Here is a 22,075-nt window from a genome sequence, read left to right as displayed (position 1 = left end):
ATCACGTGCATATTAATTAAGATATGCCTGTTCATAATCCTTCATTACAGAATCTAAAGTGAAAGATTCAACCTTTTCCTTACTTTTATCACCCATATTCTTACGTAGATTATCATCTTTTAATAATTTAACAAATGCATAAGTTAAACTTTCATCATTTCCTTTTTCTACGATATAACCATTTTCATTATCATCTACTAAATCTACTAAACCACGTGTATCAGTTACAACACATGGCAAACCTTGTGCCATACCCTCCATAATACTTTTAGGTAAGCCTTCACGATGACTTAATAATGTCATAACATCAGAAATTTGCAATAAGTTAGGAACATCCCTTCTGAACCCTAAGAAATGTACATCTTTTAAGTGATTGTTAGTTTTATACTGTTCATATAATTCCAGATTTGGGCCAATACCAGCAAATAATAATACAGCTTCTGGTACTGCTTCCTTGATATTATTCCAATTTTGTAAAATAAACATTTGATTTTTATTGTCATTCATTTCAGCAACACAAATAATCACTTTGTCTGATGAAGACAAACCTAATTCAGTTCTCAAATTTAATTTCTCTTCATCTGTTAATTGTGGGTGATCAATTTCAACCCCTACACCTTTAATATGTATTAAATTGTCATTTGAAAACCCTAATCGTTTAGCTGTCACAGTATCTTCATTATTAGTAGTAATTAATAAATCAGTTTTTGCAGCAGTCATTTTTTCTAATGGAAAATACAACAACCAGTTCATCAGCGGCGCATCTTTAAAGAAATGAAATCCATGAGCTGTATAGATTAATTTCCCTTTCATATGGGCCGGTTTTGCTAAACGCGTTAAGAATGCTGCTATAGGTGTATGAACATGAACAATATCAAAATCTTCACTTTTCATCGTTTCTTTTAATATTTGATAACTTTTTAAATTATCTGTAGATAGTGGATTACGATTTATCGGTACTTCAATCGTATGTACACCAATTTGATCTAGCTGTTCTTTATGACCGCCATAATCTTCATTCGCTATAGCATAAACTTCATAACCTTTATCCATTAACATTTTCATATACGGCGTATGGAACGCAGTAAAATGACGAAATACATTCGCTGAAAATAATACCTTTTTCATTTTAATCCCTCTTTTATTAATGTTTTATCAATATCGCTACGATTATTTGCCCTTAATTTTTCTGTAGATAGGTAAAACGATACTAAATAATTTAATCGTATTTTTAATACCTATACCACTTATCAATAAATTTATACGTTTCGTTAACTTAGTATATGCATATTGACGCAAATAATCATGAGATTTTAATTCGGCTATTAATTGATTTCGCTCATTTCTATTTAATAGTGCACCATAGATGAAAGCAATAAAATATTTATTCGCTATATTGCACTTCAATTTAAATTCAGTGTTTTCATTCAATTTTATATCATGCTTTTCAAATAAATCATCAACGATTTTTGAAGCATATAGAGGATCAACAATATTTTTGTAACTCATCGTACCCGTAATTTGACCTGCTCGTTGTTGACGGTATTCTAATACCGCTTCATCAAAGTATGCAACTGACTTTGCTAAGGCAAATACAATCGGTGTCCACATCATATCTTCGTAATTCTTATTCCTAATAAAATAAAGTTCATTATCTTTAATAATTTTAGTTTTTACAAAAAATGGCCATGCATACCAACTAAACATCAATTCTTTATCTAAAATCATTTCTAAAACTTGCTTACCAGATAAACCTTTAAAATCTTCTGGCATAAATGGTCTTTTAACACGTTCATGTTTATTATCAAGCATATAAAAGTAATTATAATCAAATAGCACAATATCTGGATGATTATTTTGCTCAATAAAGCTAAAAATATCATCAAAAAATACTTTTGAATAAAAATCATCTGAGTCAAGCATTACAATGTATTCACCCTGTGCTGCGCGAATACCTGTATTTCTAGCAGCAGCTATTCCACCATTAGCCTGACTGATTATTTTAATATTTGAATGATTCTTTTTATAATCTTCTGCAATATGTAATGAATTGTCCGGAGAATCATCATTTACAATAATCATTTCATATAAATTAGGATCGACGTCCTGTTTAAGTATACTTTCTATAGATTCAGGTAAGTATTGTTCAACATTATAAACTGGCATAATTATACTTAATTTCATAAAATGCTCCTTATGTATTCTTTATCACTTTTGCAGGTACACCTACAGCAATTACATTTGACTGAATATCTTTTACGACACTCGCACCACTACCTATAGTGACCCAATCTCCCACACTTATCGTGGGATTCACCACAGCTGAAGCACCGATTTGTGTTCCTTCACCAATTTTGACAGCACCTGTTAAAGTAGCATTTGGAGAAATATGAGCATAATTATTTACAACACAATCATGTTCAACGATTGCCCCACTGTTAATGATCACCTGTTTATTTATTTTTGCATCAGCATTGATTATTGCGCCTGGCATAACTAAAGTACCACTACCTATTTGGGCACTTTTAGAAATAATCGCAAGCGGAGAGAGTAACCGAGCAAACATTTCATCTGTTAAATTTTCTCTTTCAATAATTAATTTACGAACTTTATTATTTCCAATGCCGAAGAAAAGCAATGCGTTTGTTTCTTTTACCATTTCAGAGATGTGATGTGAGTTGCCGTATAACACACCATTCTTTTCAAATCTTTTCTCAAAAGCATCATCAGCGATACCTACTATTGTATAGCCCAAGTGAGCAGCTACTTCCGAAACAACCTTTTTATGTCCGCTATTTCCAATAATGATTAACTTCATTACTTTTGTTTCCTTTTGTGATTTTCATATACTGCTTTAATAAAAGGTATTAATTCAGCTTTATCAAATAATGTATGCCATTCAAAATGACTTAAGTCAGGTGTAACAAAATCGAATTTTTCTAATGCGTCTCGATTTAAATTTGATAAATCACCATTTAATTTGTAAAAACGTGCATTATTTTCTTTCTCAAATTCATTCACCCATTCATAACTTGTCGTTACCACTTTTAAATTTAAAGCGCAATATTCAAGTAATTTCGTGGAAGTTTGTTTGTTAAATGGAAATACATCAGGAATATAATTCATACCATAGCGTGCTTTCGCTGCTGTTAAAGGTAGTTCTTCATATGGTACACGGCCAATGAAATGAACATTCGGCAACTCACCATAATCTTTTTCCAGATTCGGATCAGGTGTTCCGATTAAAATAATTGAAAGGTCACTATTTTTCTTAAACATTTCCAGCATCTTATTGAGTTCTCTTGATGGATCCATCGTACCTATGTATACAAAATCATATTCTTTTTCTACATCATTTTGCAGAAAGTATTGCTTGTTAATCCCCATATCTCTATATATAAATGGTTGATTATCTTTAAAATTAAAAACTTGATGCACCTTTTTATTTTGGAAAATACGACCATCAGGTTTTGCATTTAATAATTTTTTTAGGAAGTCTTTTATTTTAGCATTTTTTCCTACCGTTATCGTGTTATATTCATGAATCAAAGCTTGCTTGTTATTACGTTTACGGTCTAGTCCCATGACTTTCCAGACGATATCGTATTCTTCCGTAATTTGAGCAGCATCTTCTACAACATCAACCAAAAATTCTCCAGATTCATTTAAATAAGAAGCATAAGCACCGATTTCTGGCATATATGCTTTACCTTCATGCAAGATAGCTATTTTTATCACAAGTTAATCCTCCACACATTAGTTTTAAACTTAATTTATTATAGCATTATTTACATAGATATACATCAGAATTCCAATAAAATGGAACTTATGTTATATTGATAGACAAGATATAAAAGGAGGCATATTATGCACAAACAACTTAAAAATCTTTCTATTCTATTTTTGTCATCTACATTATTTCTTACTGCTTGTGGTGGGGATAACGAAGAAGAAAAAGCAATAGAAAAAGCTAAAAAGGAAGCACAAATCGCTAAAGACAAATTAAAAGAAAAAGAAGAAGAATTAAAAGCTGAAAAAGAGAAAAATAGCAAAAACACTTCTACCGAAGAAAAAACAAATGAAACTGTTACTACTGAAACGCCACAAAAAGAAACTAATGATGAACAAACACCGGAAGAAATAAAAACTTCAGTGGCAAATCGTGATGAAGCTATTCAAAATGCCGTATCAACCCGAAATAATGCATTACAAGCTGCTTTATCTGAAAGAAATGCAACGTATCAAAAAGCCGATGCATTATTAAATAGTAGTTCTAATGCAGATGCAGTAAGACAACACGAAGGTATGCGTGCAGAAGCTGACCGTATTTATGAAAATAAAGTAATCGAAATCAATCGTAATTATTATGGTCAAGTGAATGAAGCATATCGCCAATTTAAAGGTCAAATGAATGAAGTAATTAACCAGAACTCATAAAAAACAGAAACAGCGCTGCTGTTTCTGTTTTTTTATGGATTATAAATTTTGGATATTTCCATAGTTGTAGTATTTTACTTCCTTAAATTCATTAGGTACTACGTTTTTCGTATCAAAGATGACTTTATCTTTCATCGCTTTGAAATCTTCATCTTTTAATAATTTAAATTCAGAATGATCACTTAATACTAATACTAATGAACTGCCTTCTAATGCTTTATCGATATCTTTTTCAACCCAATCTAATTGCACATGTGGATCAAATGCAGATACTTCTAAATCTTTTTCAGCTTTAAGCATTTCATAGATGTCAAATGCTGGTGATTCACGAATATCATCAACATCACCTTTGTATGTTAAGCCGAAAACAGTGACTTTGTTACCACCAACTTTAGCTAGTGCTTTTTTAGCATATTCAACTACATATTCTGGCATAGAAACGTTAATATCACGTGATAATTTAATTAATTTAGCAACTTCAGGAGCCTCTGCAATGATAAAGTATGGATCTACTGCTAAACAGTGACCTCCAACGCCAGGACCAGGTGTATGTAAGTTTACACGTGGGTGTTTATTTGCCATAGAAATAACATCATGAACATTAATGTTTAATTTGTTACAAATCTTAGCTAATTCATTAGCTAATGCGATATTTACGTCGCGATAAGTATTTTCCATTAACTTAGACATTTCAGCAGTTTTAGCTTGTGTTTCAATCATTTCACCTTTTACAAAAATACCATATACTTTTTTACCAGCTTCCACACATGCAGGTGTGATACCACCGATAATACGGTTGTTGTATATTAATTCATGCATAATTTGTCCAGGTAATACACGTTCCGGACAGTGAACTAAATAAATATCTTCTCCAATAACAAAACCTTTTGATTCTAAATAAGGTTTTACAAAGTCATCCATTGTACGTGGTGCAATTGTAGATTCAACAATAACTGTATCACCTTTTTTAAGCAATGGTACGATACTTTCTACACCAGCCATTACGATCGAATTATCACAAGATTTGTGCTCGTCATCTTTATTTGGCGTTGGTACAGCAATAATATATACATCAGCTTCTTCAGGTTTAGTTGATGCTCTGAATTTACCACTCGCTATTACTTCATCTAAAGCTTCCTGAAGACCTGGTTCTTCGATATGAATTTGACCACTATTTAATTTATCAACTGCATCTTGTTTAATGTCTACTCCTAATACATCTACCCCATGTTTAGCGAACATAATAGAAGTAGGTAAACCTATGTAGCCTAATCCGATTGTTGTTAATTTCAAAATAAACACCTATCCTTTAGTTTACGCTTTGCGTATATTTTTCATATATTTACTTTTGAAAGAAGTTAAAAAGTTCTATGCGGTAAATATACTTTTCCAAACTTATGTTACATCATTATAGCTATAATTGCTACAATAATCTACTTATATATTTTTTATAAATCTTACATTATTATTTGTAAAATTTATTTTTTATAACCTTAAAATATGTTTATTGATTTTCAAAATTATGGCATATATTTTCGTCTTTTTGAAAATTTATTTTAGATACAATGTCCCCGCTTTAACCCATGACGCCGTAGTTGTTGGTTTGTGGTATAAAATCTCAATTTCATAAAATTGATTTGGTAATAGATGATACCCTTTACTTAAATCGACCGCATCAATAACTTCTTCTTTATTATCATTCAAAATTTTAACACTAATATAATTTTTACCTTTTGGATTGCTATATTTTGAGAAAAGTAAACCTTCTTTTTCTCTCTTGATATCCACTTTGTACTTTAACTTTTGAGTATCCTTTAAATTTACTTTAGGTATTAACACGTACATTTCTTCATCTAAATCAAATTTCATATTTGTTTCATTTAATATTCCACCATGTGCAGCAATCGTTTGTAATATCTCATTACGTTCATGATCATATAAAGTGCCGCTACCATTATCTTCAAAAAAGTTCAGTATTGGCCAATACGTATTGATAAGATCTTTATGGAATAAATTATTCATTCTAATTTCATGTGGTAAATGAAGTAATAAATTTAATGTCTTTCTATCATTTAAATAATTAAAGAAATCCATAACTTTATCTGTCTCTTTTACTAATTGACTATGCCAATTTCCCATTCTTGAATCAATATGGATAATATCTAGTAGTTCAATAAAGTTATCCGTATGAATATTTGTATGTGTTCTTTTTATATAGTCATTCGTCGCATCTACTACTTTATCATAACTTAAATCTTTTAATTGTTTATGATGGATATGTTCATATATATCTTGCATAGATAAATCTTTATTTAAGAACTCTTTTGGATAATCAAATTTTGCATTTGAAAATATAACACTTCTAAATTGTAATACATCATCCAATTCTTTTTCATATTTCTTTTCAAAAATCTCAGCAATGGGATGATTAAAAGTTGTACCTGTCCATTCGAACATATTTTTTGAATAGACTTGATCAACATCATTTACATTAAACTCAATGAATTCATGATTAATATTGATATTTTTTATTAATCTATTAACAATCATTTTGTCATTTTTATAAATTTGTCGTGCTCTTTTATCTTGAATACCATAGATATCTTTCATATACGTAAATGTGCCTACTTTGTTACCTAATGCTTTGGATAGCGCTAAAGTACATTTCGAATCAATCCCACCTGTAATACCAACTAGTAATTTATTATCACGTTCATTTAAAGCAATATTTAAATTTTTAACATGCTTTTTCATCTCTGATAATATTTCTTGATATCGATGATGATTAAAGTTTGGATTTGGAAAAACCCTTTCCGTTTCATTTCCAATTGATAATTTTAGTGAAGGGACAAGCTTATATACATCTTCATATCTAGAATAATCTAATGCATTAATGCGTTGATATTTTTTCTTTTTATTGAATAAATCACCGATAAGTTTGTCGTGTGAAGATACAACCATTAAGTCCGATGTATAATAAGGAGATCTGAAACCAGCAGCATCTGAAAATAATTCTACCAAACCACCCTTAACTTTGATGATAACAAATGAGCCATTTAACATATTTACATAATGGCTTTTCGCTGATAACTTTTCATTAAAGATTCCTTTCAATATATGATATGTAGAATCATTAGGTTTCATAATATCAATTGCATACCCTAATATATGTACCGCATCTTCATTATAAATATATGATTCGAAAGTTACATCTTCTGAAATATAAAGATGATAATCATTTGTTAAATTTACTTTAATCGGTACATTTTCATTATAAATTTCTTTATCCGTTATAATAAACGCTTTATGTAATTTAAAATTCTCCATTATTTTACTCCTTCCTATTAATCAGAAATGATTTCATGTATGATTCTAGTTAAGAATATTGGAAATTTATATTTCAAATTTTGATGTCCTTCATAATGTTGTAAATCTAATGCATATAATTTTTTTCTTTTAGTCAACATTGACATATACGGTCTTAAATGTTTTATATAATGCAAATCTTGATTCCCTGCATGTAAATAGAGTTTTGTTGATTCATTTAAATCAAGCATTTTTTCTTTAATATCTTTTTGAACCTTTTCAAAATCATCTTCACTTAAAAGAATATTATTTATAATCAGGTTTCTAGCTTTTTCATTTATTTCATTTAAATAGTCAAGTGGAAAATATTGAGGTGCACCTGCAATAATGTAACCTGCTTTTAATTCATTACCTATTAATATTGCACCAGTCCCCCCCTTAGAAGAACCTGCTATCATAGTATTCTCAATTAGAATATTATGTTTTTCCATAATTTCTCGAATTAGATTAACACAATCTTCCAAATAACTTGGCTCACTTTTAGTTCCATAATAATATGTTGGAATGTTTTCTACCTCATCCATAATATAAAGTTTATTACATTTTACGTTTAATAATGTTTTTATATAATTAAACTTAGCATTTTCTTGATAGGCTTCTCTACCACTAAAACCTGAAAGGACAACTATCAAATATGGAGAATTTTGTTCTGGAAGAAACATATATTTAATTTGATGTTGTTTGCCATCAAATTTACTTTCTTTTTCTTCTATTAATTTAGCAACACTCAATTGTTTTACTTTATTAAAAAACTTCATTTAATCATCCTTTGAAAAAAGAGCTAAAGAAATAAATGATTAAACTTATCTTTAGCTCTTAAATATATATTATCTAGCAATTAATATTTCCTCATTATTTATTTTCAATTTAATATGATCACTTGTTAAGTCTAGTTCATCAACCTTAATATCTTTCGACTTAATCAAAGTAACAGTTGAAGTTTCAGTACCATTATCTTTAAACTGCAAATGGTTGGTTAGATTAAATTTACTTGGACCTGTTGCATTAATTGCTTGTATTGGATCTTTATTTCCTTCTACTATTTCTGGTGCATTTCTATAATATGATTCGATAATAATTTTCTCATCATTTCTTGTTAATTCAAAAATATTTTCCGATAGTGATTTAACAGCCACTTCATGATGTAAATTATAGTTCTCTATAAAAGTATGATTATGATTAGAATTTCCTTCGTTAACAATAATAAACATTTCATAATCTTTTAAAAATAATATTGTTCGATATAATGAGGTGCCATCATTGAATCCTCTATTCCTACCCTTAACAATAAAATAATTTTTATGATCAAAGTATTTTTCTATCCAGATTTTCTGAGTATATTTATTATCTTTTTCTTTTTGATAGAACTTATTCTCAAGTTGTAAACTTGAATGTGCTCTAGGTGTAACAATATAACGTCTGATCGGACTTTTAGAGTAATCGAATTTCGCTCCATCTTCAATAAAATCAACACCATTGATACTAAAAGTAATACTTAAATCATCTGAGTGCTTATGTGTGATTGTACTATAGCCACATACAAAAGACATATAAATCTTGTTATTCAAATTTTGTTTTATTACCGCAATACCTGCTTCTTCGTCAACAAAGTTCATATAAATTGGTGTTCTTTCAGGTAAAGAAGTATGTCCTGAATCACCTATTGCTGGTAGTCTTCTATTTGGTTTTAGGAGGATGTTCATATAGTTATCTGCTGCTTCCATATGTTTAACAACATCGTTACCTAAAGTTTTATCATGTGCATTTAAATATTCTTCTATACCTACATACATTCTAAGTACCATATTATGATATTCAGGAGAGTTCTCTAAATGGCCACCTTTATAACTAAAACTTTGCCAAAATGTATCAACGACACGATAAAATCCTTTGTTAAATAATAATTCATCATTCATAACAAATCCGAGCATCATTAATCCTCTATCGACCATAATACCGTGATTATTCTTTCTATAATTAGCATCATCCATTAAATACTCAGCATGTTTATATAACAATTCAAAATATCTATCAGAGTTTACTTGAATCTTTTCCTTGTTTAAACTATATAATAAATGAATCAGAATTTGTGTTCTATTACCCACTGGATGATCATACCAAGTCATATCTGTACTCTTTCCACTTTCAACAAATGACATCCAAGATTCCGTAATTTCTTGTGCTTTAAGTAAGTATTTTTTTTCATCAAATTGATCATATGCTGCTAATAATTGTCCCACTATTCTTAAGCTTTGAAGATACAATTGATAACTTACATGATTTTTGTGATGGATATATGACCAATCAAATTTATCATCAAATTGAATCGGATCAAAACCCGGAAACGGAACAATTGTATTTTCTAATGCTAATTTGGCATATTTTAATGTTGATTTATTATATTTCGCTAATGGCAACACATCTTCTTTCTTTATGCTTCTAAAATGTTGTTGATTTTTTTGATGTGTTAATTCTGCTATAATTTTATTTTCTAATGAATCGATACGATTTAATATTTCTTTGTTATTACTAAACAATAAAATTCCTCCTTTAAGAAATAAAGTTATGAATCATTCTAATCGTTTGTTCTTTTGGTAGTGGATTGTGTCCTTCTTTCGGATGCTTATAGAAATAGAATTCAATATTAATATCTTGAATCCCTTTATATTTAGCAATGTTCTTCATAAAAGGATCAACATGACCTCTCATATCCGATATACATGCTCTATTTTGCATATATAAAATTTTTGGCGTATTTTTATATTTTGAGAAAGCTTGAGTCAGACTTAGTCTATACGCATATTTTTCTTTAATCTCATCTAAATTTAGATTGGGATATATCGTTTCTAACAATTTATTTACTGCAACTTCGTGATAATTTAATACATATGTTTGAGGATTATTCACTATTACTTTCGTTCCTTTTAACAATGTACCTAAGTAGATAGACATATAGCCCCCTGCAGAAGACCCATAAAAAGTAGTTTGTTCTTTTGAATAATTCATTGAATGAATAATTGCTTCTATTATAATAGCCATTTTTTCTAATCCAAATGAATCCATAGAACCTTGGCCCCAACCAATTTTCAATCCATTCCCATGAAGTGTTGGATCATCTATAAATAGACAACTAGCTCTAAAACTTCCTTTCCATGATGATCTTTGAAATAAAGGTGGTTTTTTCTTATTTGGATCAATTGCTCCGTTACTAAAGCATATTAAATTTCCATATTTCTCATTAAACTTTAAATGAAAATAATATTTTTTGTTTTCTAATATCACGCAAAAATCATCATTAAAACCATCTTGAAATTTATAATTTTGCAATGCCTCGAAATTAATCTCTAACATTTATTTCACCCCTTATAATTTACCTCTTTTTTAAGCTGAGCAATTGTTTCATTTAATTCAATATCCTGAGGTCGTTTAATACCATCATACAAGCTATAAATATCTAAAAATCTTGTGATAGCCTGATGTCTTTCTTCCGGTTTAATTCTATCAAACCTAACCATGTACCAACCTTTAACGTAAAAATTAAATCTTTCTGTCATGTAAGCATCTAATAATTTATGCTTTTTTAGGAAAGGGATACGTTCCGTCTCTAATTTGTAATATTTATCAAAGAATTTTGCGCCAATTGTATTCGTAACAGACCCTGATACAGCTGCATAATACATATGAACATATACATTCATCGCTTCCACTTTATTTGAATAAAGCATCAACTCCTGGAAGAACATTGTATCTTGTCCAGCAGCCCCTTCAACCATCCTAATATTATTATTTTCAATAATTGATTTTTTAACAATTAATGCCTGAATACTTTGCGCTCTTAAACCAGAATCTTTCATAAACTGATGCGTATTTTCTATCAACAATTGATTTTGATTATATTTTTTTATCGTTTGTGCAAAGTTGAAATTAGAGCGGCGCACGTTATCTTCTTTCATTATATTACCTACTACTAAATCTAAACTAGAATCACTCATTAATCGTTCAAATAATTTAGCATATCCGTCACCCATCGCCTCATTATCTGGATCTAGATATGTTATGTAAGGTGACGTTGCAAGTTCAATACCTACGTTTCTAGGTCGTGATGCAGAGCCTGATCCTTGCTCAAACGCTTTATAAACAATATGATTTGGGTATCTTCTTCGGATACGATTAATGATTTTTATCGTTTCTTCGTCCGTACTACCATCATTTATAAATACAATTTCCATTTTATTAAAAATACTAGAACGTCTTAAACTTGCAAAGCATTTATCTTCTAGGTAAACGCCATTGTTATGAATAGGAACGATAACACTTAATTTTTTAGATGACTTTGGCACGCGTCTGTTATTTTCAATTTCTATGTCATCAGCTAAATAACCATTGGCTAAAGCCTCTTTTTCTTCAATGTTTTTTAAGCTTGATAATTTAAACATCGTTAGTGTCTCATCAGAGAATTGATTGATCAGGTTATGGACTTCACCATTTCCTTTTTTAGTTACAAAATCAACTTCTACAAACTTAAACGGCGTTAACAAGTCCTCTAAATAATATTCTCCATAAACATTTTGTTTACTCATATATGTTATATAATCATATTCATTTAAATTAATTGTTGAGAGTTCTGATGCATTTACTAATGTTTTATCAACGTATAGCTGACGTTCAAAATTTTCTTTTACCACTTCACTATCTTCTATGTTTACCACTAAAATTCGATTATGTTCTTCCAAAAGTGGTGTATCTAAAACAATATTTTCAATATAAGATAAACGATGATAAGTTGTATGTTCTCTAAATACATTACGTATTGCTTTACCTTGGAATTCACGTAAATCTAATTCATTATAATTATTTACAATCGGACTAACATCAGCATTATTATTAATCATAAAAACATTTGGGAACTGATTATTAACGCCTACACTATAGTTAGATAACAACAGGTTACCAAAGGCTTGTAATTCAAAAATACGATTCGCAAACATCGTTTCGCTGTATTTTACAGAATTTAAGTTAATCGCCCATCTATATAATTTATGTGTATTCATTAAATCTTCATGATTCATTGGATAAGTAAGGTATGGAATATATTTTGCAGGGAATAGATAACGATCTTTCTTAAGATTTAAGTTTCTATCAATAATTGTAAACTCTTTTTCTGCATGAATTAAACCGTCTAAAATCATGCTTGTCTCTTTATTACGCGTCGGATATTTTGTTAGCCAGCTTCCAGCAAATAAAACTTCATCTTTAACTTTTTTCGCATAATCTGAACGCGTTCCAATAGGGTTATGGTAATAAGGGTTAATTCCAAACTGAAGACTGTGGACATTAACATGACCACATAATTCAACATACGTCGGTACCATCTCACTTGCACTAGTAAATACTACATCACATAATTCAGCAACATCTTTAAATAAGTTGTAATTGACGGGATCTTCTTTAGAATAAAATACTGTCTTTATTTTTCTGTCCTTAAATTTTTTAATGATGTTATAAATATCTTGTCTCAATTCACTGTTCGGGCTAGCGCTACCTTCCCAGGACATATCAATGCCTCGCCAACTCGTTGCATACATAAAATAATCAACATCTAATGAAGAGACTTTGTCAATATCATTATGTGAAATATATATTAGATCAGAAACATCTTTAAATGAATTATACAAAAACTCATCACAGATAATCGCCACTTTTTTACCCGACTTTTTGAAATAAGTACTTGGTTGAACTTTTTTTAAATTCGGAAAATATGATTCGACTTGATTAAAGAAGTCAATTTTAGCTTTTTCATCAACTAATTTAAAATAATTATGGAAAGAATGATAATCAGAGTCATTCAGTAAATGAAATTTTGCTAGATTATAATTCGTTTCCAGCATATCATAGTATGTTTTATATCTTTCAATTTTAGACATTTCTTCAAAATTAATATCTTCTACAGTTTGCTCAGTTTCAATTGCTTTCTTATCATCATTTACCACAACTAACGTCTCCTCTTCCATATTTGTCTTTGGATTCTTCCTAATTTAGAATTAGATAAATTATTATAAAGTTCTTCTAAACGTGCTTTACGGTCTTCTGCTTTATAAATTTGCTCCGTCAAAGCAATATTTTCATTGATTAATTTTTGTATGATACTTCGCGAAGTTTCTCTCTCTTCATCAAATAAACCGAGAAGATTATTAATTAAACTTGAATTAGTATCTAGTATAGGTTTAGTAAATTCAATTGAAGTGATATCAAAGCCATGTAAATTTTGTGCTTTAGTATAATAATATTTATTTCTATGATGGAAACGAACTAAATCTATTGATGGAAAAGCTAATACAATCGTTATAGGTTCATCACTAAAGTCTATAAATTGACTGAATTGAGATTTTAAATCAGAATCTTTGTAACATACATCTGTAGTAAGATTTTTAGCTATCATCGGCTCGCTCATTTTCTTTGAATAATGAATATCATCTTCATAAACGAAACCTATGAATTGAGATTTTTTATAAAGTCCTAAAGTCATTCTACCTTCTACTTCAAGCGCTACACGAGCTGTAAAACTACCTGTATTAAAAAAGAGCTGATAATCACGTTTCGCATTTATCATTTTATTAATAGGTACAACTTCGAAATGATCTAAGTTTACTTTAACCGTCAAAGGATCGATACTCGTTAATAAAATTGACGAAATAATTTTAATCCATCCTCTAAGCTCGCCGTTTTGTTCAATCAATCCCCAAACTTGTTCATCTATTTTTTCTGTAGTTATTACTTTTACTACTTTCTGATTAAGTTCACTCAATACACCAATCGCTTCAGATTTATCATCTACTGCTGTTATTAATTCATCTTCATTTTCCTGACATAAAATATAGAATGACAAATCTCTCGTCGCATATAATTCTAAAAGATTCATTATTTATTCTCCTTATTAATTAATTCAATCAATGATTTAATATTATTATCCCAAACAAGATGTTTCGTTGTATAGTCGGAACAATTATCACAATAATGTTCATACTTTTCTGAATCTAATTTGAATGTCTGAATGTTTGTAATAATATCATCGATACTGGCTTTCTCTTTTGCATAACCAAGAAAATTATTGTTAATCATCTCTGAAGCTATGTTACCTATATTTGTGATTACTGGAATTCCTAAGCTGATAGAGTCTATAATTTTCCCAGGTAAAATATTCATAAAAATATCATCTTCTATGAGTAAAGATAACGATAAATGCCTTGCTTTCATAAATTTTAAACATTCTAAACGTGGTAAAACGTCGTAAATCGTAACATGTTCTAAATTTAATTTGCGTACATTTTCTTTAAATTCATTTGCATGTAATCCATATACAATCGCATCAAATTTTATATTTAATTGATTCAATCGTTGTGCTATGGCTAAAAGTTCATCAGAATTTTGGGCAAATCCTAAATTACCAGAATAGAAAACTGTAAACTCTTCTACTTTTTTTGTTAATACTGAATTTAATTCTTCTTTATTTATACTGTTAGGTAAATATAGTAAAGGTTTATCTTTTCTTTTCATTCTTTTAAGAATATGATTTTTAAAACCTCGATGGTTATATATAATTTTTGCACTTTGATTATAAATATATCTTTCAAGATAATTAAGAACAGGCTTAAATAAATTAATCCATTTAATATTTAAAGCATAAATACTATCTGGCCATAAATCTCGGACATCTAAAATAATTTCAGCATCAATTTTCTTCCTAAGCGGTGCAATTGCAAGTGGCATAAATATATTTGGACTTGTAACAATAATACTTTCATAATGATTAGCGTTTTTATTAATGAACTTATACGTATGTAGCATAATCTCTATGTAATACATAATACGTTTAATATGAGATTTAGATTGTTTGTCTAATAACGTCTTAATTCTATAAATTTGACGCTTCTTATCATTGATATATGTATCATTCCAATATTCATCAGTCTTGTACATCGAAGCATTGGGATATGAAGGATCAGATGTCAGCACATCTGCTTCGATACCATTCTTATTTAATAATGTAAAAATATTTTTATACCGATTTGCGCCACTACCAATTTCAGGATAAAAATTTTGAGTAACCAATAAAACTCGACCCATAGAATAACTCCAATCATCTAAATAGTTAACGTGAAATTTTGTATATTTAATATATTGTTTATATTATACCAATTAATAAAAGATATTTATAACAATACATTAAAACATTAATTCAAAAATAATACCCGTAAATATAAACATTTACGGGCAATAATTTATAGGGCATTATAAACATCTAATAATTTTTGTTTTTCATTTTCCCAGTTATAGATACTTTTTATCACTTTACATTTTTCACTATATTGATCACGTAATGTCTCATCTGCAACAAGTTTATTTACCGCTTCTGCTATTTGATTGATATCGTGACTATCTACTGAAATACCGACACCTTGATCCACCACTGCTTTAACTTCAGGAAAATTACAACTCACTACTGGTACATGAGCCATAATATATTCAAACAATTTATTTGAGCTTGCAGAATAATGATTAAAACAAATATTTTGTAGTACCTGAAACCCTAAATATGCTTGTTTTGTATATGAAGGAAGTGCTTTGAAGTGAACTTTTTCAACAAATTTAATGCGATCACTTTCAGAACTTTGTGCCGCCATTTCTTTCAGTGTCTTCTCAAGTTTACCTGCCCCTAAAAATACAAGTGTACCTTCTTTAATTTGAGGCATCATTTCAATTAGAAGTTCTAAACCACGACCTTGCTGCAAACCACCTTGATATAATAATATCTTTTCTTCTTTCGGTAATCCTAGCTCAGCATGTAAGTCAACATCAGGTTTTTCTTCAATATCATATAATTCCGAATAATTATATAGTGTTTTTGGATAAAAACCGTATAACTCTTCATTCTTTTTCGCACGTGTATGATTTTCTACCATCATTTCATCAACAAATTTTATCATGAATGACTCAAAAAATTTTATCGTTTTAGGATTATAACCTGTTCTTGAAGTTTGAACTTCATGTGAATCATAAACTAACTTTTTAGGTTTCAATCTAAATTTTGAACAAATAATCCCCTGCGGTAGCGTATTTAAATCATTTGAATGATATATATCGGCATTATCTTTATAACCTTTAATTATCATTCGACCGATAATTGCTGCATTGACAATATTTTTACGAACTTTTCTAAGTTTAACGCTCAGCGCCATCATCAATAATAAAGATGCAAAGTATATTAACAGCATAAGATTAAAATAAAGAAGTGTAACGCCAATGACAGTACTTACTGTACCTACTTTTATCAGAAATGAATTTTTGTCTTTTTGATATGCTGTAATGAAAGAAGGATAGCGTTGCACACGCGATACTTTAAAGTTATCTTTCACGTTTTCTTCTTGTAATACTTTTTCATCTTTAGGATCATCGATCGCTATAAGATGTACATCAAAGTTATTATCAGACAACGCGGTGCACTCTCTATTCACACGAGCATCGTTCGTAAAATGATTCCAGACAAACATCGTAACTTTTTTCAATTCTCTTCACCTTCGAATTCACTTTTTATTATTCTATAATATTTTATCATATTATTCTAATTTACTAACGAATAAAGAAAACACAGGAAAAATTTTTACCTGTGTTTTCTTTATTTGTAATTATTAAAAAGCTGTTTGATTTTGGGATAATTTTTCAGCTTTCTTTTTAGCAATTTTTTCTGCCTTTGCTTCTTTTAAATATGGGAAAACATCTTTAAAAATATAATAACCAAAAGTTGAAGAATATGTATTTGTTAAGTGATGTCTATCTCTAACCATAATAACATTACCTTGAACCGGGAAACAATATTTACCTTTATTACAAATTAAATTTGTATAATCTACATATTTTACGTTTGGTTGTGCTTTCATTCTATCTATCCATGCAGCTCTTGGAGGTATGTGAGATTTAGGTACTGCACACTTAATTGATTTTCTACCATACTTTCTCAAACATTCAGGTATATTTACTTTAAAATAAGGAGTATCTCTTATAGCAAAAACTTTCATATTATTGTCAGCTAATTCTTTAAACTTTTCATTTATTCCTTCATCATGTCTATAACCATTTTGAGTATTATTCGCTTTTGTTAGAACCACTTCCGGTCTGTATCTCTTAATAGCAGGAATAATTTGTTTATTCCAAGCATTACAGCTTTCATAATTCTGTACTTTTGAGGTTGTTAATAAACATCCACTCTTTGTTGCATAAATAATACGAATATCATTTTGTTCAGCATATTTGTTCGCAGCAGCTAACCAGTGTGCAGAATGTGAATCTCCTAATATTGCTAAAGTATATTTATAATCTTTCACTTTTCCATACTTACAAACTTTTTTAGTAATTGATTCTCGTTTTCCAGCATGACAACCGTCTATAAAACCTTGATTATGATCCGTAAAAGCTTGCTTAGTATAAGGTTTTAATGATTTGAATGGATACCAATTTAACCTATTTTCGTATACTCCTGGATGTGTCTTCAAATTTTCAGTTGCAGCTTGAGATTCAGATTGTAGTCCAAAAAATGCTGTAAAAATAAATAAGCTGACTAATATAAATAATTTCTTCATAATAACTCCTTTTTATTAACTTATTTAATTTATATTATAATTATAATTTCAAAAATTGTATAGAAATTTTTGAAATTTACAAAAGTGATACAATTAATCTAAAATATTTTCGAGTTTTAAAAAAAGGAATTACTCAAGGTAACTCCTAAATTAACTTAGTTAGTTATAAAAATACTGTATTATAGTAGAAATAACTGTTCCTAAAGTTAATATAATAAATACAAAAATATTCCTATAATCCAAACTATTCTTTTCACTTTTTGTTAAGTAGCCTATTTGTTGTTTTGCAATCATTTCTCTTTTATATTCATTTTGTTCTTCTTTAGATTTGTTTCTGAATCCACGAACAAATCTTGTATATTTATTTATTATATCAGTTGTATTACCATACTCCACCATTTCACCATAGCTTAACCACAAAGCCTTATCACAAAATTTCTTAATTTGAGGTGTTGAGTGAGACACGAAGAATATCGTCTTTCCTTGTTTTTGGAAATCTTTCATACGTTCTAGACATTTGTTTGAAAATGTTTCATCTCCAACACTGAGAGCTTCATCTACAATTAATACATCTGGTTCCGTATGTATAGCGATTGCAAAACCTAATCTTGATCTCATACCACTTGAATATGATTTTATAGGTTGATATATGAACTTATCAAGTTCTGAAAAAGATACTATATCATCAAATCTTTCATTTATTTGTTGCTCACTTAAACCATGCATAAGACATTTCATTCTAATATTCTCTTCACCTGTCAAATCATTATTAAGTCCAGCTGATATTGCTATCAATGAACTTCTTCCATTGATTTGTATACTCCCAGTAGTTGGTTGTGTCACTTCTGCGATTAAATTACTTAACGTCGATTTTCCAGATCCATTCAATCCTATAATTCCTACAGATTCCCCTTCATTGACAGTGAAACTTATATCCCGCAAAGCATAGTATGGTTTTAATATATTTTTCTTTTTAAAACTAAACAAAGACAAAATCTTATCTTTTTTATTTGTGTTTAAATCATATACCTTAGAAACATTACGTACAATAACTTTTTCCATAATTTATCATTCCAATTTTATTATTTTATAATGTTATTTTATTTATAGATAATCAACCAGTTTATTTCTAAATTTATAATGTACTTGACTTCCAATAAATAATAATAGTAAACAAATCATCCAATAATATAAATGATCATGCCAACTTCCATAAACATTTACATGATCACGGATAAATGCTACACGATAAGTCCCTACTAAATAACCGAATGGATTAAAAGCGTTAATTTTAACCATTATAGGTGTTGCATTTTCAATAGCCCAAAAAATTGGGGTTACAAAGAAAGCCATACGCATAACGTTTTGTAGGATGTTATTGGTATCTCTAACAATAATAACTAATGTACTCATTATTAATGAAATTCCAAAAATTAGTGCATAACTCGCAATAATAAAATAGAAAAACCATAAATAATGCCAAATCGGCACTAGATGATAATACAATGATAGTAAGAATAAAATACTTGTTGTAATCATTAAATTAATTAATGTATTCGTAAAAGAGATTGATAATAATACACTAGACGGAAATTTCATCTTTGTTACTAATCCTAACCTTTGGTAAATCGCTAATGATCCTCCAATAATTGATTGTGATATAAACATCCAAGGAAACAGACCACTAATTAAATGAATAATAAACGGGACTCCTATAACATCATGACGAACACCACGAAGACCTAATCCAAAGACGACATAATATAAACCTACCTGCATTAATGGTTGCAATATATTCCAAAATACACCTAGATAATGATTAGAATATTTACTTTTGATATTATATATTGCAAGTTTTCGTATTAAATGAAAATGCAAAATTTGTTCTTTTATTAAGTTTAATAATTCTTTCAAAAGTAATTACTCCCTTTTACTTTGAAATTTAAAAACAAAGAAGATTGTCAATAGATTTCAATTCAATATTTAATACACTCGATAATATGCAACTTTTAATTTACAACAATTTAATTTTATTTACAATCATTTTCAACATTTAAAAACCTTTATATTGTAGCTTTGATGAAATATTGACGAATTTTTGTCTAAGTGTCTTATTTAATACTCATGTTTTGTATTCTAATCTAATTAGATTAGCATATTACATTATATCGAAAGATAAAAAGATATTATTTTTATTGTTATTTTACATAATTAGCTATATAATTTAATAGTTTATTAAACTAATTTGAGGAGCATAATATGAATAAGACGTTCAGAGCAATATTAATTTTACTCTCTTTGAGTTTAGTAATTGTACCTGTATCCTATGCTGCATATTTATATAGTACAACAAAAGGTGCAATTGATTTGTCGTTTAGCAAAAATAGTGATAAATCTAATTTGAGAGAAAAAGCTGTCGATCCTTCAATGGATCATATTTCTGTATTATTCTTAGGTATTGACGATAGCATTTCCAGAAGAGAAAATGGCCAGAAAGTGTCTGAAGCACGTACGGATGCAATGATACTAGCTACATTTGACCGTAGTAATAAACAAATAAGACTTGTGAGTATCCCTCGTGATACTTTAGCTTATATTCCTTCTGTAAAGCAATATGATAAAATTACGCACGCACATGCTGAGGGTGGTCCAGAAAGCTCTATGCATGCTGTTGAAAACATCTTTAATGTTCCTGTTGATTATTATGCACGTGTAAACATGCAGGCATTTGTTGATATCGTCGATGAATTAGGTGGCATTGAATTTAATGTACCATTTGATATCGATGAACCTACAAAATTAGATAAAGGTAGAATCAAAGTAAAAAAAGGAAAACAATTAATTAACGGTGATGAAGCACTTGCCCTTGTAAGAAGTAGACATGTGGATACAGACTTAGGCCGTGGCAAACGTCAAATGCAAATGATTGAAGCAATCGTTAAAAAAGCGAAAGATACCAACTCTATTTCAAAACTAGATGAACTCGTTGAAATTGTCGGCAATAATGCAAAACATAATTTAACCTTTGAAAATATTACATCATTGGCTTCCTACTATACTTCTAATGATGTAGAGTTCAAACAAATGCAGTTAAAAGGTACAGATTATATGTATAACGGTGTTTACTACTATAATCCAGTATTTGAACATATTTATAAGATATCTAAACTTCTACGCAAAGATTTACAATTACCTGAAGGGAAGAAATCGTCATTACTCGATTATAAAGTTATCGCTTTAAAAGGAAATTTAATACCATTAGAAAAGATTGACCTTGAACAAATTGAAAAAGATTTTAAACAACTGATGAAAGACAAAAAGAAGAAAAATAAGAAAAATAATACAATAGAGAATAAAACAAACGAAACTAATAATGAAAGTTCATCAAAATCTATAGAAACTGAAGCGCCAAAAACTGTAGAAAGTGCGCCTGTTACTGAACAAGCACCACCAGTAATAGAAGAGCCTGCACCTGCTCCTGTTATTACTGAGGCACCAGTAATTCCACAACAAAATAATAATCAGATAATCAATCAGGCACCCGCTACTTCAGAAGTTAATCCAAACAATTCAAATGGTAATTCTGTTACTAATACAAATATTATTAGAAGTGATATCAATGCAAATAGTAACAATCA

At 29.2% G+C, this 22,075-nt stretch carries 17 protein-coding genes and 1 pseudogene; 2 read left to right on the top strand and 16 right to left on the bottom strand.

The genetic code is table 11. The features are described from left to right. Positions 1-12: 12 nt before the first annotated feature. The 4 genes from BHU61_RS02325 to BHU61_RS02310 are packed head-to-tail and all read right to left on the bottom strand — an operon-like array spanning position 13 to position 3,738. Positions 13-1,128, bottom strand: coding sequence for a glycosyltransferase family 4 protein (locus tag BHU61_RS02325; protein WP_111714438.1), 1,116 nt, complete (start codon positions 1,126-1,128; stop codon positions 13-15). A gap of 42 nt (positions 1,129-1,170) precedes the next feature. Continuing rightward, positions 1,171-2,184 carry a glycosyltransferase gene (locus tag BHU61_RS02320; RefSeq protein WP_111714437.1) on the bottom strand — a complete coding sequence of 338 codons (1,014 nt, stop codon included), beginning with the start codon at positions 2,182-2,184 and terminating at the stop codon, positions 1,171-1,173. Between the two features lie 10 nt (positions 2,185-2,194). Further along, positions 2,195-2,818 (bottom strand): acetyltransferase, encoded by a 624-nt coding sequence (locus BHU61_RS02315; RefSeq protein WP_111714436.1) that lies wholly within the window; start codon positions 2,816-2,818, stop codon positions 2,195-2,197. Then, entirely contained in the window at positions 2,818-3,738 is a 921-nt protein-coding gene (locus BHU61_RS02310) for a glycosyltransferase family protein (protein WP_111714435.1), read from the bottom strand. The genes BHU61_RS02315 and BHU61_RS02310 overlap by 1 nt, the downstream gene beginning before the upstream one ends. Before the next feature lie 129 nt (positions 3,739-3,867). Between BHU61_RS02310 and BHU61_RS02305 the strand changes: the two genes are divergently transcribed. Next, entirely contained in the window at positions 3,868-4,437 is a 570-nt protein-coding gene (locus tag BHU61_RS02305) for a hypothetical protein (protein ID WP_111714434.1), read from the top strand. Positions 4,438-4,476: 39 nt separating this feature from the next. Here the strand turns inward: BHU61_RS02305 and BHU61_RS02300 are convergent, their stop codons facing one another. From BHU61_RS02300 to BHU61_RS02245, 12 genes are all read right to left on the bottom strand, one after another. Beyond that, positions 4,477-5,730 carry a nucleotide sugar dehydrogenase gene (locus BHU61_RS02300; RefSeq protein WP_111714433.1) on the bottom strand — a complete coding sequence of 418 codons (1,254 nt, stop codon included), beginning with the start codon at positions 5,728-5,730 and terminating at the stop codon, positions 4,477-4,479. Positions 5,731-5,988: 258 nt separating this feature from the next. After that, positions 5,989-7,764 carry a hypothetical protein gene (locus BHU61_RS02295; RefSeq protein WP_111714432.1) on the bottom strand — a complete coding sequence of 592 codons (1,776 nt, stop codon included), beginning with the start codon at positions 7,762-7,764 and terminating at the stop codon, positions 5,989-5,991. 17 nt (positions 7,765-7,781) lie between these two features. Next, on the bottom strand, positions 7,782-8,561 hold the full coding sequence (locus tag BHU61_RS02290) for an accessory Sec system protein Asp2 (RefSeq protein WP_111714431.1): 780 nt from the start codon (positions 8,559-8,561) through the stop codon (positions 7,782-7,784). 69 nt (positions 8,562-8,630) lie between these two features. Beyond that, complete coding sequence (locus tag BHU61_RS02285) at positions 8,631-10,340, bottom strand: heparinase II/III domain-containing protein (protein ID WP_111714430.1); 1,710 nt, start codon at positions 10,338-10,340, stop codon at positions 8,631-8,633. A 13-nt stretch (positions 10,341-10,353) separates the two neighbouring features. Further along, a complete protein-coding gene (locus BHU61_RS02280; RefSeq protein ID WP_111714429.1) occupies positions 10,354-11,154 on the bottom strand; it encodes a glycosyl transferase in 801 nt (266 codons plus the stop codon). A 5-nt stretch (positions 11,155-11,159) separates the two neighbouring features. Continuing rightward, positions 11,160-13,793, bottom strand: coding sequence for a glycosyltransferase (locus BHU61_RS02275; RefSeq protein WP_242444211.1), 2,634 nt, complete (start codon positions 13,791-13,793; stop codon positions 11,160-11,162). A 2-nt stretch (positions 13,794-13,795) separates the two neighbouring features. Continuing rightward, the gene (locus BHU61_RS13535; protein WP_239242853.1) at positions 13,796-14,722 is read right to left on the bottom strand and encodes a hypothetical protein; all 927 of its coding nucleotides are present in this window, start codon (positions 14,720-14,722) and stop codon (positions 13,796-13,798) included. Further along, entirely contained in the window at positions 14,722-15,927 is a 1,206-nt protein-coding gene (locus BHU61_RS02265; protein WP_111714428.1) for a glycosyltransferase family 4 protein, read from the bottom strand. The genes BHU61_RS13535 and BHU61_RS02265 overlap by 1 nt, the downstream gene beginning before the upstream one ends. A gap of 155 nt (positions 15,928-16,082) precedes the next feature. After that, positions 16,083-17,366, bottom strand: coding sequence for a glycosyltransferase (locus BHU61_RS02260; protein ID WP_111714427.1), 1,284 nt, complete (start codon positions 17,364-17,366; stop codon positions 16,083-16,085). Positions 17,367-17,489: 123 nt separating this feature from the next. Continuing rightward, positions 17,490-18,437: an SGNH hydrolase domain-containing protein gene (locus BHU61_RS02255; RefSeq protein WP_111714426.1), complete on the bottom strand. Its 948-nt coding sequence runs from the start codon at positions 18,435-18,437 to the stop codon at positions 17,490-17,492. Between the two features lie 159 nt (positions 18,438-18,596). Continuing rightward, positions 18,597-19,499 (bottom strand): ABC transporter ATP-binding protein, encoded by a 903-nt coding sequence (locus BHU61_RS02250; protein WP_111714425.1) that lies wholly within the window; start codon positions 19,497-19,499, stop codon positions 18,597-18,599. Positions 19,500-19,541: 42 nt separating this feature from the next. Next, the gene (locus tag BHU61_RS02245; RefSeq protein WP_111714424.1) at positions 19,542-20,351 is read right to left on the bottom strand and encodes an ABC transporter permease; all 810 of its coding nucleotides are present in this window, start codon (positions 20,349-20,351) and stop codon (positions 19,542-19,544) included. 345 nt (positions 20,352-20,696) lie between these two features. Between BHU61_RS02245 and BHU61_RS02240 the strand changes: the two are divergent. After that, positions 20,697-21,887 (top strand): annotated as a pseudogene (locus BHU61_RS02240) (LCP family protein); the annotation flags it as partial. Between the last annotated feature and the right edge of the window lie 188 nt (positions 21,888-22,075).

The organism is Macrococcus epidermidis, assembly GCF_003259695.1.
Classification (GTDB): Bacteria; Bacillota; Bacilli; order Staphylococcales; family Staphylococcaceae; genus Macrococcoides; species Macrococcoides epidermidis.
The sequence above is the reverse complement of the archived record's forward strand: the minus strand, read 5'-3'. Positions and strand labels throughout refer to the sequence as shown.

Bases quoted from the DNA above. Each gene is read 5' to 3' on its own strand.
- BHU61_RS02265 (WP_111714428.1), bottom strand. From the start codon at position 15,927: ATGGGTCGAGTTTTATTGGTTACTCAAAATTTTTATCCTGAAATTGGT.
- BHU61_RS02250 (WP_111714425.1), bottom strand. From the start codon at position 19,499: ATGGAAAAAGTTATTGTACGTAATGTTTCTAAGGTATATGATTTAAAC.
- BHU61_RS02280 (WP_111714429.1), bottom strand. From the start codon at position 11,154: ATGTTAGAGATTAATTTCGAGGCATTGCAAAATTATAAATTTCAAGAT.
- BHU61_RS02290 (WP_111714431.1), bottom strand. From the start codon at position 8,561: ATGAAGTTTTTTAATAAAGTAAAACAATTGAGTGTTGCTAAATTAATA.
- BHU61_RS02295 (WP_111714432.1), bottom strand. From the start codon at position 7,764: ATGGAGAATTTTAAATTACATAAAGCGTTTATTATAACGGATAAAGAA.
- BHU61_RS02305 (WP_111714434.1), top strand. From the start codon at position 3,868: ATGCACAAACAACTTAAAAATCTTTCTATTCTATTTTTGTCATCTACA.
- BHU61_RS13535 (WP_239242853.1), bottom strand. From the start codon at position 14,722: ATGAATCTTTTAGAATTATATGCGACGAGAGATTTGTCATTCTATATT.
- BHU61_RS02255 (WP_111714426.1), bottom strand. From the start codon at position 18,437: ATGAAGAAATTATTTATATTAGTCAGCTTATTTATTTTTACAGCATTT.
- BHU61_RS02320 (WP_111714437.1), bottom strand. From the start codon at position 2,184: ATGAAATTAAGTATAATTATGCCAGTTTATAATGTTGAACAATACTTA.
- BHU61_RS02315 (WP_111714436.1), bottom strand. From the start codon at position 2,818: ATGAAGTTAATCATTATTGGAAATAGCGGACATAAAAAGGTTGTTTCG.
- BHU61_RS02325 (WP_111714438.1), bottom strand. From the start codon at position 1,128: ATGAAAAAGGTATTATTTTCAGCGAATGTATTTCGTCATTTTACTGCG.